The following is an 11,977-nucleotide window of genomic DNA, read 5'->3' on the forward strand; positions in this document are numbered from 1 at the left end:
ACTCGTTGATGAACATCTTCATCGCGTTATCCGCGAAGACCTTGGTGGTGACCAGATCGAAACTGCCGCCAATCACCCCGCCGACGGGATTATCCATGGTCACGCATCCCCCGACATACGCAACATGTCGAATCCCGCACAAAATCACGACAGCCGATGGACTTCCGCCATGTTGAGCGTGCCCAGACATACGCAACGCGCCACATCCCACCAAGCAACCCAGCCGCCGACAGACCTGCGCAATACCGCGCATCCCCCGACATACGCAACGCGCCACATCAACAATGAAGCCCCGCCTGCTTTGTGCACAGGCGGGGCCAAAACGAAAAGGCAGCGGCTCAATCAGTCGCTGCAGCAACGGGAGAGGCGGCTGCAGCAGTCTGCTTGGTCGGCTTGCCGTCGATGGAATCGCGCGGAATACCGTACTTGTCATCATGACGACGCCACCAGGCGGAGAGCACCGAACCGGAGATGTTGTGCCACACGCTGAAGAACGTGGACGGGATTGCGGTGATCGGCGTTGCAGCGAACGAAGTCAACGCAAGAGTGGCACCAAGGCCGGAATCCTGCATGCCGACCTCGAAGGTGATGGCCTTCTGCTGCGCGTAGCGGAAGCCCTTCGGATACACCTTGTACATGAGCTTCGAGAAGCCAAAACCAAGCGCATATCCGCAAAGGTTATGCAAAATCACCACTGGAATCGCGAGCAGCGTCTCGGAACTGAACAACTTGGAAGCGTTCGCGGACACGACAACGCCAATGATCAGCAGAATCGCAACTTGCGAGACGATCGGCAGCACAGGCGTGACCTTCTCGATCTTCTCCTTGAAAATCATGTGGCAGGCAACGCCAAGCGCAACCGGCACAAGCACGATGGTCAACGCACTGAGGAACAGCGACTGCCACGGAATCGCAACATAACGGGAGGCGAGCACCTGCATGAGCAGCGGAATCATGAACGGGGCAAGCAACGTGGACAGCAAACCGATCGACACATCGAGCGCGACATCGCCACGCGACAGGAAGCTCATCACATTCGACGACGTACCGGACGGGCAGCATCCAACCAAAATCACACCAACGGCGATTGCGCCATCAAGATGGAAAATCCAGCACAACAACACAGCAATCAACGGCATAATCACGTAATGAGCAACCGTACCGACAATAACCATCAGCGGCTGCTTGATAATCCGCGCAAAATCATCGACCGACAACGTCAAGCCCATACCAAACAGGACGATACCCAGCAGATAACCGGTATATCCCTTCGCCCACACGCTAATCGCGGGCACAAAATAGTTGATTGCGGCCCACACGATGACAATCAGCGTGAACCATTTCGTAAGCCATGACGCGGCTTGTTTTACTTTTTCCATAATGGATACCCTCTTTTTCACCTAAATGCAGGCGTACTGGGCATATTAGGCGGAACGGGGATATCCGGACAACGATGGTCAGGATGTGGAATTTCTTCTGGTACACACGACAGACCGGGCAGAGCCGGGCATTACGTACGCCGGACTGCACGGGGAAATCGTGCCCGGAACGCGATTCGAACGCGCGACACCCGCTTTAGGAGAGCGGTGCTCTATCCACTGAGCTACCCGGGCAACAGATGATATTGTACACACAACCGCCCACCAGCTGTACGCATCCGTTGCCACCGTGTTTGTGTGACCCGGATCGATACCTGCGAACGCTTGCAGAGAACGCCAGTAAAGAGCGCGACGGAGCCCTCCTATAGTGGGAGCCATGATCGACCATATGACCCTGCATGTCAGCGACGCCAACCGTTCCATCGAGTTTTACACGAAAGCGTTGGCGCCACTCGGGTACCTTCCCAAAGCCCATCACGAGCCGACCATCGGTTTCGGGGTGAATGACGGCACGCCGCGCAGCGATTTCTATGTCTCCCCCGCACAGCCCGGGACGACTCCTGCACCCACCCATATCGCGTTCCGCGCGGATAGCGAACAGGCTGTCAAAGCGTTTTACGATGCGGCGCTGGCAGCCGGTGGCCGCGACAACGGAGCCCCCGGGCCGCGCGCGTACCATCCGGGGTATTACGCGGCGTTCGTGCTCGATCCGGACGGTAACAACATCGAAGCGGTTGTCGATTGGTCGCATCCGTCTGCGCATGCGCACCCTGCCGAGCAGGCGTGACGACATCGGCTGTTTTGCCCGTTCGGATGGGTGGGCATTCCAGGCTACGTTCCGACGCACCTTGGGCCGGCGGATGGGAAGCATCCGCGACAATCATCAACCGAAACTGCCACCAGCAAGCAATCACCGGCAAGCCACTCTTGGTACAACGAGATACCATGCGCGCGTCGGTCATATCTGCACTATCTGTAGTACCTGCCAACAGCTATCTCGCTTATCTGTGTTCGTCACGGTCACCATCGAAAGTATGACCGTTGATATTCTGCGGATCATACTTGCGATATCAGTGTCGGACGAACACAGATAAGCGAGATACCATCCGGGAGGTACTACAGATACGCGAAATACGCATCTTCCAGACCGTCAACCCGCCATCAATCCATACGGCCGCCATCCACCAAGCATGCTCGCGACCCCATCGGGCCGCTTTTAGCGTTCAGCAATGCCTCGGCAGAGTGCGGCGTAAGATACGCAACTACACGACCGGCTACGGACATGGCACACATTGCGTGCGCGAACCCATGCACGCAGCCGGTCAAACTGTCGCCTGTAGGAAACGTAGCAATAGCGGTAAGGAAGTTGGTATGAAAACCACAGTATTGGTGTTCCACCCGAATCTTGAGACTTCGCGCGTCAACAAGGAACTCGCGCAAGCCGTGCTCAACGACCCCAATCATGACGTGACCGTCCGCGACGAGTACGCCGCGTACCCCGACGGTCGCATCGACGTCGCCGCCGAACAGCGTCTCGTCGAGGACTCGGACCGGATCGTCCTGCAGTTCCCCTTCTACTGGTACAGCTCCCCCTCGCTGCTCAAGCTGTGGGAGGACAAGGTGCTCGAATACGGCTGGGCGTACGGCTCGACCGGGCACGCGTTCGAAGGCAAGGAAATCATGCTCGCCGTTTCCGCCGGCAGTGGCGAAGCGGACTATCAGCATGACGGCTCGCACCATGCGACCATGGAGGAGCTGCTCAAACCGTTCGCAACCATGGCTGACTACGTGGGTGCGCGTTATCTGCCGCCGTTCGTGGTGTACGGAGTCGGCGCGGGCATTGACGACGATACGCTTGCCGCCACCGCACGACGCTACGCGCAGGTCATCAACGAACCGGCCAAGTAAGTCGCATTCGACTACAGCCAGGGGCTCCGATTGAGTGGTATCCGCTGAACGGAACCTCGCGTGAGTTTGTCAAGATTTACGAAGCCGCGCCACTAGGGAGCAACATCGCAGGGGCGCTGTCTGTCCGATGACAGCGTCAGCACCCCGAAACTCACGATCGCACACTCACAACGTCTTGAGGAACCCGCCGACGCGCGCGATGCCTTCGCTGATTGCCTCACGGGAAGCCGCATACGACAAACGCACATGGGTGTGCGCCGTCGCCGGGCCGAAATCGGCGCCCGGAGTCAACGCGACATGCGCTTCCCGCAACGCACGCTCGCAGAAGGTCCATGCATCAAGCCCCGTGGATGACACGTTGAAATACGCGTAGAACGCACCGTTCGGCTCGACCTCGACCGGCAGACCGATGCCGGCGAGCCCGTCAAGCGCCAAGCCTCGGCGCACCAGCAATTCTTGGCGGCGCTGTTCGCATTCTTCAAGCGTCTGCGGCGTGAAACAGGCCAGCGCGGCATGCTGGGTCGGGGTGTGCGCGCACAGGAAATAATTCGTGGCGAGATTGTCTGCCTCATGCAGAATCGCTTCCGGCAGCACTGCCCAGCCGAGACGCCAGCCGGTCATACCCCAGTATTTCGAGAAACTGCTGACCACGATGGCGTCCGGGTCGGCGGACAGAACGCTGCGCACGTCACTGCCGTCAGGTTCCGCATCTGCCAAGTCAAGGTAGGTCTCGTCCACGATCCGCCAGGCGTTGCGCGCGCGGGCGGTGTCGCAGACCCCCTTAAGCGCGTCGAAGGCGATGCTCGTGCCGGCCGGGTTCGACGGCGAAGTGACCATGACAGCGCGGGTGCGTGGCGTCCAATGCGCGTTGAGCAGGTCGGCGTTGAGGTGGAATCGGGTGGCTGCGCTGGTCGGCACGTCGATGATGTTGCCGCCGAACGTGCGCACCAGTTCGCGGTTGCACGGGTAGGACGGGTCGGCGCAGATTACGTCATCGCCTTCGTTGACGGTCAGGGCCAGAGCGAGCAGGAGAGCCGCGGAACCGCCTTCGGTGATGACCACGCGCCTGGGGTCAAGCTCAACGTGATGGCGCTGCCCGTAGAATCGTGCGATTGCCTCGCGCAGTTCGGGAATGCCGAGCGCCGCGGTGTACGGCAGCGGGCGGCCATCGCACTGCTCGCGCATGGCATCACGGACGGCTTGCGGGGCGCCAAAATCCGGTTCGCCGAGGCTGAGCTTGACGACATCGACACCTTGGGCAATCATCCGGTCGGCTTCCTCACCGATGGCCATCGCCCTGAACGGGTTCGATTCCCTGGCGCGCTTGGACAACGACGGTAGGGAGTGCGTCTGCTGGGTTGCGGCGGTGCGCTGTGCTGAGTTTTCCTGCATGATTCGGTTCTATCGGCGCAATGCGACAAATGCGGGGCGCGCGGCGGAGGTTATCGGCGGCGATTGCGTGGCGGCGCGGCGCCGACCTAGCGATGACGACGCGACGATTGAGTTATGCGCTCCGGACCGAAGCATCACTGCGTGAGCGAATCCTCACACAACGGCACCACACCCAATCACGCGGCCGGCCCGGAGCCATCCCAACCGCCATCGTGCGAGCCAATCCTCACACAATGGCCGATTCAGCCCACCAATCGTCCGAAACCAACCACCCCAACCGCCAGTATGTGAGCCAATCCTCGCACGCCAACGGATCATCAGGCCAAATCACCCACCCGGAAGCACCCCGACCGGCAGCGTGCGAGCGAATCCTCACACGATGACCGTCCCAGTCCGCCAAACACCTGAAACCAATCGCCCCAGCCGCCAGTATGTGAGCCAATCCTCACACAACGGCACCAGACCCAATCACGCGGCCGGTCCGAAGCCACCCCGACCGCCATCGTGCGAGCCAATCCTCACACAATGGCCGATTCAGCCCACCAATCGTCCGAAACCAACCACCCCAACCGGCAGTATGCGAGCCAATCCGCACACGATGGCACCCGGCTCACCCTTGCCGCTCGGCGAGAACCGTGTCGTCGATGATGCCGGGCTGCCCGTCCGGCGTCGCGGTGATCTGGTCGTACAACCTGGCGAGACGCGCCTCACGCACCGATTTCGCCAGTTCGCATTCCCACACCACGATCACACGCCACCCGTCGGCGACGAGCTGGGCATGTTGCAGTCGGTCGCGTTCGCCGTTGCGCATGAGTTTCACTGACCAGAACTCGACATTGGATTTGGGACGGGAGAAGGCTTTGCAATTGGCGTGAGCATGCCAGAAGCAACCGTTGACGAACACAATCGTGCGCCACTTGGGCAGCACCACATCCGGGTGTCCCGGATAGCGCCGGTCGTTCTTGCGGAAGCGCAGCCCGCGCCTAAACAGATAACTGCGGACGAGCACCTCGATTTTCGTGTCCTTGCCGCGGATGTGCGACATCGTGTAGCTTCTGGTACCGCGTTCGTAACGTTCTGGGCGGGATTGGCCTTTTGACGCAGTTCGACGTCGGCGGCTCGCCCGGCGGCCGGGGTTGCGTTTGCCTCGCATCGTCGATGCCGGACGCGCTGCGGATGCCGACGATTGCGCTGACTTCGGCGATTTCGCTGATGCTGCGGTGTTTTCGGACGCCACAGACACAGCATTCGTCGGTTGCGTCGCCGGCACTGGCTTTGCCTCCGATTCCGGATGTGTCGAAGATTGGGCGGACGACACGGTCACAACACCCGTCGGCCTCGCCGCAATAGCCGCCGACGGAGCCGCCGGCACCGCCCGCACAGCCACCGCGTCGGCACACTGATGGCGACCAGCCTTGTCCGTTGATTCCCGCATATCCTCACCCGCCTGCCAGTTTGCATGATTCGAGTTGCCTCGCCCATTATGCCCTGGCCCATGTTCGATCGGTCCGAAACAGCCGACAACGACTTATGGTCATGATGACTTATTGTCATCACACATACCCCGGAACGGCGGCACCATGCAAACGCCACACCCCCTTATAGTCATGTTGACCATAAGTCGTATGGTGATGGCAACCAAAGAAAACGGCAAGAAATCAGGGGAAAGGAGAAACGATGCGTATCTCAGCGAATGTCAGCGAGCGCGCCAAGGAACCGCCGAATATCGGCGTATCCGTCGTCATTCTCGCGCTCGGCCCCTCCGATCTGGATGGCCGCGCCGACGACCTGCCGACGGCCAATACCGTATCCGGCACCACCTCTGACGCCCCAACCACCACCTCGCACACCGACACCGCAAGCACCACCGCCACCGCAAACGCAGCCGAAGCCGGCAACGGCGTCGGCCACACCGCAGGCCGGACGTCCAACGGCGATGCCATTCCGACACTGCGCATCCCGTTGGTCCGCCGCATCCGCCAGCCTTTCCTCGGCGATTGGGCGTTGCCCGGCGGCGACCTGCAAGGCGGACGATCCCTTGAATACGCCGCCGAAAAGGCCTTGCGATCCACCACAAGCCTGCACCCGCAGTATCTCGAGCAGCTGTACACTTTCGGCGATCCAAGCCGCTCACACGGCGGACTACCGATGGTGTCCATCGTGTACTGGGCGCTAATCGGCGAAACCGAGGCGAAGGATTTCCGCGAAGCCCAAAACGTGCGCTGGTTCCCCGTGAACCAGTTGCCGCCATTGGCCTTCGATCACAAGGACATCATCGAATACGCGCTGACCCGTGTACGCAACAAAATCGAATATTCGGATATCGCGACTCGCCTGGTCGGCAGCGAATTCACGCTCAGCCAGCTGCGCAACGTGTATGAGGCGATTTACGGCAGGAAGCTTGACGCACCGAATTTCCGCCGGCGAATGCTCTCGACCGGCATGGTCGAGCCGACCGGTGAAAAACTCGCCCGCGGCGCGCACCGACCGGCCTGCCTGTACCGGTACGTCGCTCACGCGGGAACCGGCAAAACCGGAAAAACCGCGAAACACGGCGGTCCAGGACACGGCAGCGATACCGGCACGACCCAAGGCACGGCGGCGGATTCCCGGTAACCCGCCGGTCAAGCAAGTTTCGCGAGCATCTCAATCACATTTCAACCAACCTGTTTCGTCGCGCGCGACAACACAACCACCGCCCGCGGCACCATCGAAAGGAACATCATGACATCCGTAGACGCGATTATCGAACGGCTCGGCGCGACCCGCACCTGTGACGCCGGCCTGACCAAAGACCCTTGGGCCTTCGACGCCACCAAACCGTCGTACGGCCCAGGTGCCAGCGCGCTCGACATGATCCCGCGCAATGCCCCGCGCCAGCAGCCGCTCGGCAAGGAGTACACGGAAGCGAGCGACGAGGAACTCCAGCAGCGCATCATCGACGCGAAACACAAGTTGGGCAGCAAACTGCTGATTCTCGGCCACTTCTACCAGCGTGACGAAATCATCGTGCACGCCGATTATGTGGGTGACTCGTTCCAGCTGTCCAAAAACGCCGCAACACGGCCTGAAGCCGACAACATCGTCTTCTGCGGCGTGCATTTCATGGCCGAGACCGCGGATATCCTCTCAACCCCGCGCCAGAACGTGATCCTGCCGAATATGTCCGCAGGCTGCTCGATGGCCGACATGGCCAATATCGACCAGGTGACCGACTGCTGGGAGCAGCTGACCGACATCTGCGGAAGTACTCCGGACACTGATGGCAAGCAGCAGATCATCCCGGTCACCTATATGAACTCCTCGGCCGCGCTCAAGGCCTTCTGCGGGCGCAACGGCGGCATCGTGTGCACGAGCTCCAACGCGCGCGCCGTGCTTGAATGGGCGTTCGAACGCGGCAAGCGCGTGCTGTTCTTCCCCGACCAGCATCTGGGCCGCAACACGGCGCTGGCCATGGGCATGAGCCTCGACCAGATGCCGCTGTGGGACCCGTTCAAGGCGAACGGCGGGGCCACACCCGAGCAGTACGCGAACGCGAAGATGATTCTGTGGAAGGGCTTCTGCTCCGTGCACCAGCGCTTCACCGTCGAGCAGATCGAACGTGCCCGCAAGGCCTACCCCGGTGTCAAGGTCATCGTGCACCCCGAATGCTCGATGGACGTGGTCAACGCCGCCGACGGCACCGGTTCGACCGCCTACATCGTCAAGGAGATTGAGAATGCACCCGCCGGCAGCGCCATCGCCGTGGGTACCGAAATCAACCTCGTCAACCGGCTCGCCGCCCAGCATCCGGACAAAACCGTGTTCTGCCTCGATCCGGTCGTCTGCCCGTGCTCCACGATGTACCGCATCCACCCCGCATACCTCGCGTGGGCGCTGGAGAACCTGGTGGACGGCAAGGTCGTCAACAAGATCGTCGTGGACCCGCAGACCGCGAGCGAAGCGAAAATCGCGCTCGACCGCATGCTGCGCGTCCACCCGTGACCCTGCGGCGGCACAGCTGATTTCATGTTCCGGCCTCGGCCGACGAGCGGCGGGATCGCACGTATTGCACGCATGCGGCCCCATACCCTTGCCGGCTGGGCCGATGACGCCCGAAATCGAACGGAAATACACGAATCGTAGGCAATTATGACCTCATTGACCCAAGACAACACCAAAACCACGCCTTTCGGGGAGACGCCCGACACGTCCAACACACCGGACGCCCCGACCATCGCCGTCATCGGCGCGGGCATCGCCGGGCTGAACGCCGCGCTTGCCGTCGCGAACGGCGACCCGGATTCCGGCCTGCCCGGTCAGGACGTGACACTCATCACGAAAACCGATTTGGTCGAATCGAACACATACCACGCGCAAGGCGGTATCGCCGCAGCCATCTTCCCTGACGACGACCCGAAACTGCACGCGAAGGACACGCTCGCCGCAGGTGCGGGCTTGTGCGAACCGAAGGCCGTGGATATTCTCACCCGCGAAGGCGCCGAACAGGTGCGCAGGCTGATCGACGCGGGCGTGCGCTTCGACAAGCACCCGGACGGCACGCTGCTGCGCGGATTGGAAGCCGCGCACAGCCGCAGCCGCGTCGTACACGCGGGCGGGGATGCGACCGGCAAGATCGTCGAGCTTGATGTCAGTGCCATCGCACGCAACACGCCGCATATCCATATCATTGAGCACGCTTTCGTCGTGGACTTGGTCACTGAACCGGTTGATACGCACTCCCCGGCTGGGTCTGAGGCACAGGCAGCAGGCGTCACCCGCGTGATCCGCGGCATTCGGCTCCTTGACACCACCACGGGCAAGCAGCGCACCCTGACCGCCGACCGGGTGATTCTGGCGACTGGCGGGGCCGGACGACTCTACCCGTACACCACGAATCCGCAGGTCGCCACCGGTGACGGGCTGGCTGCGGCCTGGCGCGCCGGCGCCCAAGTCGCCGACCTCGAGTTCTACCAGTTCCACCCCACCGCGCTCGGCGTGGGCGAGCACTTCCTGATCTCCGAAGCGGTACGCGGCGAGGGCGCGATCCTGCTCAACGAACGCGGCGAACGGTATATGACCGCAATCGACCCGCGTGCAGAGCTCGCCCCGCGTGATGTGGTCGCCCGCGAGAACTTCCGCCAGATGATGGCCCAAGGCGGACGTCCGGTGCTGCTGGACGCTACCGCCATCGGACGCAAGATGGGCTTGGACCAGCCCGGACTCGCCGCGTTCCTCGCCCGCCGCTTCCCCACTATCGACGCCTACACCCGTTCGATGGGCTTTGATTGGAGCCGCGAACCGATTCCCGTCACCCCGGCGGCACACTACTGGATGGGTGGCATCCGCACCGATTTGTGGGCGCGTACCAGCATCCGCGGCCTGTATGCGGCCGGCGAATGCGCGAGAACGGGCGTGCAAGGCGCGAACCGCCTGGCCTCGAACTCGCTGCTCGAAGGGTTGGCGTACGGCCGTCGTGCAGGTCTAGCCGCGTTGCACGACAGCGAGGACACCGTCTGGAACTCCCAGCCACTGCTGGGTAGCGCGGCGAACGCGCAGACTCGCGAAATCACCGAACCGCAGACGCTTGCCATGCCAAGCCCCGACCCCCAAGCCGAACCCAGCGCCAAACCGGCCGATGTACGCGACACCATCGAGCAAACCATGTGGCGCGGCGTCGGCGTACTTCGCGATGCCGACGGCCTGCGCACCGCCCAAAGCCGTCTGACCGGCCTTGTCGAGCAGACGCAGGCACAGGCGCAAGCGGCGCTGTCCAGCCTCCAGGAAACCGGAAATCGCGACGCAACCGCCTCCACCTCCGGCATCGTGGCGGATACCGTAACCGCATTGGAAAACCGCAATCTCGCCACCATCGGTCTGATTGCCGCCACCGCGGCTCTGGCCCGTACGGAATCGCGCGGCGCCCACGCCCGCACCGATTTCCCGGAAACCGACAGCGCCCAGACCTGCTCACGGCCGTTCATCCGCGGCTGACGCCTAATACCGGTACCGCCGCGTCGGGACGCCATCGGTGAAGGTGATTGCCGCGCTGCAACCGCTTTCACCGATGGGCCCGGCCGATAACCACCCTCGCCACACAGTTGCACTCGTATGCAAGATTGGAGAACCAGCTATGCTCACCCGTCTGGTCATTGAAGACGCGGTTCGCCGCGCGCTGATGGAAGACGCGCCGACCGGGGACATCACCGCCGCGACGACCATCCCCGCCGATGAAACGGCGACCGCCGCGCTCGATGCCCGTGAAAACGGCGTATTCAGCGGTGCGGACGTATTCACCGCCGCCTTCCACGAGGTAGACCCCGGCATCCAAGTCACCATGCGCATCAAGGACGGCGAGCGCTTCACCGCCGGCGACACGCTCGCCACCATCCACGGCAACGCACGCGGCATGCTGACCGCCGAACGCGTCGCCTTGAACTTCACCCAGCGCATGAGCGGCATCGCCACGATGACCCGAGCGTTCGTCGACGCCGTGGATGCGGCACCCGGCTCGCACGCCCGTATCGCGGACACGCGCAAAACCGTGCCAGGGCTGAGGCCCTTCGACAAGTACGCGGTCGTCTGCGGCGGCGGGCGAAACCACCGCTACGGCCTATCCGACGCGGTGATGGTCAAGGACAATCACATTGCAGCCATGCAGGCCGCAGGACTCGACCTCACGGCCGGCATCAAGCATATTCGCGAACAAGTCGGCCACACCACGCATATTGAGGTGGAAGTCGACCGGCTTGACCAGATTCCGGCAGTGCTCGTAGGCGGCGCGGACACCATCATGCTGGACAATTTCTCGCTCGAGGACACGCGCCAAGGCGTCGCCATGATTGCAGGTCGGGCGATCGTTGAGGCCTCCGGCACCATGACTTTGGAGCGCGTCCCGCAAGTCGCCTCGACTGGCGTGGACGTGATTTCCGTCGGCGCGCTCACCCATTCCGTGCACGCGATTGATCTTGGATTGGATTGGGCATGACCGGGCATAACGCGCACATGCAGGACACTGACATGCAGGGTGCAGGCAAACAGAGTGCAGACGGCCGGGATGCGCAAACCGCCCAGCCGGACAGCCCGGAACGCGAACTGTACCTTGACGCCGCCGCATCCGACGCCGTGCCCGCCAGCGTGATCGAGGCGATGACCCCCTTCCTGACCGAAGGATACGGCAATCCGTCCAGTGTCCATGCGAGCGGCAAAACAGCGGCACGCGCGCTTGATGTGGCACGCGCATCCTTCGCCGCTAATCTGGGCGCGCACGCCGGCGACGTGATTTTCACTTCGGGCGGTACCGAAGCGGATAATCTCGC

The 11,977-nt window shown here is 62.2% G+C and carries 10 protein-coding genes and 1 tRNA gene; 7 read left to right on the forward strand and 4 right to left on the reverse strand.

Going from position 1 to position 11,977, the window contains the following annotated elements; translation table 11 throughout:
- Nucleotides 1–338: 338 nt before the first annotated feature.
- Together ACI38B_RS00565 and ACI38B_RS00570 are read right to left on the reverse strand one after the other, a co-directional pair.
- Nucleotides 339–1,379, reverse strand: coding sequence for a bile acid:sodium symporter family protein (locus ACI38B_RS00565; RefSeq protein WP_439729093.1), 1,041 nt, complete (start codon nt 1,377–1,379; stop codon nt 339–341).
- Nucleotides 1,380–1,540: 161 nt separating this feature from the next.
- Nucleotides 1,541–1,613, reverse strand: a tRNA-Arg gene (locus ACI38B_RS00570).
- A gap of 142 nt (nt 1,614–1,755) precedes the next feature.
- Here ACI38B_RS00570 and ACI38B_RS00575 point away from each other — a divergent pair.
- Nucleotides 1,756–2,166, forward strand: a complete 411-nt coding sequence (locus ACI38B_RS00575; protein WP_439729104.1) for a VOC family protein — start codon at nt 1,756–1,758, stop codon at nt 2,164–2,166.
- A gap of 584 nt (nt 2,167–2,750) precedes the next feature.
- Nucleotides 2,751–3,287 carry an NAD(P)H-dependent oxidoreductase gene (locus tag ACI38B_RS00580; protein ID WP_439729094.1) on the forward strand — a complete coding sequence of 179 codons (537 nt, stop codon included), beginning with the start codon at nt 2,751–2,753 and terminating at the stop codon, nt 3,285–3,287.
- 165 nt (nt 3,288–3,452) lie between these two features.
- Here ACI38B_RS00580 and ACI38B_RS00585 read toward each other — a convergent pair whose 3' ends face one another.
- Nucleotides 3,453–4,679, reverse strand: a complete 1,227-nt coding sequence (locus tag ACI38B_RS00585; RefSeq protein WP_439729095.1) for an aminotransferase class I/II-fold pyridoxal phosphate-dependent enzyme — start codon at nt 4,677–4,679, stop codon at nt 3,453–3,455.
- Between the two features lie 610 nt (nt 4,680–5,289).
- Nucleotides 5,290–5,724, reverse strand: coding sequence for a very short patch repair endonuclease (locus tag ACI38B_RS00590; RefSeq protein ID WP_439729096.1), 435 nt, complete (start codon nt 5,722–5,724; stop codon nt 5,290–5,292).
- A gap of 632 nt (nt 5,725–6,356) precedes the next feature.
- Here ACI38B_RS00590 and ACI38B_RS00595 point away from each other — a divergent pair.
- The 5 genes from ACI38B_RS00595 to ACI38B_RS00615 form a co-directional block, all read left to right on the forward strand.
- Entirely contained in the window at nt 6,357–7,295 is a 939-nt protein-coding gene (locus ACI38B_RS00595) for an NUDIX hydrolase (RefSeq protein ID WP_439729097.1), read from the forward strand.
- A 108-nt stretch (nt 7,296–7,403) separates the two neighbouring features.
- Nucleotides 7,404–8,663, forward strand: a complete 1,260-nt coding sequence (gene nadA / locus ACI38B_RS00600; protein ID WP_439729098.1) for a quinolinate synthase NadA — start codon at nt 7,404–7,406, stop codon at nt 8,661–8,663.
- Nucleotides 8,664–8,810: 147 nt separating this feature from the next.
- Nucleotides 8,811–10,652, forward strand: coding sequence for an L-aspartate oxidase (gene nadB, locus ACI38B_RS00605; protein WP_439729099.1), 1,842 nt, complete (start codon nt 8,811–8,813; stop codon nt 10,650–10,652).
- A gap of 139 nt (nt 10,653–10,791) precedes the next feature.
- Entirely contained in the window at nt 10,792–11,646 is an 855-nt protein-coding gene (nadC, locus tag ACI38B_RS00610) for a carboxylating nicotinate-nucleotide diphosphorylase (protein WP_439729100.1), read from the forward strand.
- A partial coding sequence (locus ACI38B_RS00615) for an aminotransferase class V-fold PLP-dependent enzyme (RefSeq protein ID WP_439729101.1) occupies nt 11,643–11,977 on the forward strand: 335 nt, incomplete at its 3' end. The genes nadC and ACI38B_RS00615, both read left to right, overlap by 4 nt.

It is taken from the genome of Bifidobacterium sp., assembly GCF_051876855.1.
Taxonomy (GTDB): domain Bacteria; phylum Actinomycetota; class Actinomycetes; order Actinomycetales; family Bifidobacteriaceae; genus Bifidobacterium.

Bases quoted from the DNA above. Each gene is read 5' to 3' on its own strand.
- ACI38B_RS00565 (WP_439729093.1), bottom strand. From the start codon at position 1,379: ATGGAAAAAGTAAAACAAGCCGCGTCATGGCTTACGAAATGGTTCACG.
- ACI38B_RS00575 (WP_439729104.1), top strand. From the start codon at position 1,756: ATGATCGACCATATGACCCTGCATGTCAGCGACGCCAACCGTTCCATC.
- ACI38B_RS00580 (WP_439729094.1), top strand. From the start codon at position 2,751: ATGAAAACCACAGTATTGGTGTTCCACCCGAATCTTGAGACTTCGCGC.
- ACI38B_RS00585 (WP_439729095.1), bottom strand. From the start codon at position 4,679: ATGCAGGAAAACTCAGCACAGCGCACCGCCGCAACCCAGCAGACGCAC.
- ACI38B_RS00590 (WP_439729096.1), bottom strand. From the start codon at position 5,724: ATGTCGCACATCCGCGGCAAGGACACGAAAATCGAGGTGCTCGTCCGC.
- ACI38B_RS00595 (WP_439729097.1), top strand. From the start codon at position 6,357: ATGCGTATCTCAGCGAATGTCAGCGAGCGCGCCAAGGAACCGCCGAAT.
- nadA (WP_439729098.1), top strand. From the start codon at position 7,404: ATGACATCCGTAGACGCGATTATCGAACGGCTCGGCGCGACCCGCACC.
- nadB (WP_439729099.1), top strand. From the start codon at position 8,811: ATGACCTCATTGACCCAAGACAACACCAAAACCACGCCTTTCGGGGAG.
- nadC (WP_439729100.1), top strand. From the start codon at position 10,792: ATGCTCACCCGTCTGGTCATTGAAGACGCGGTTCGCCGCGCGCTGATG.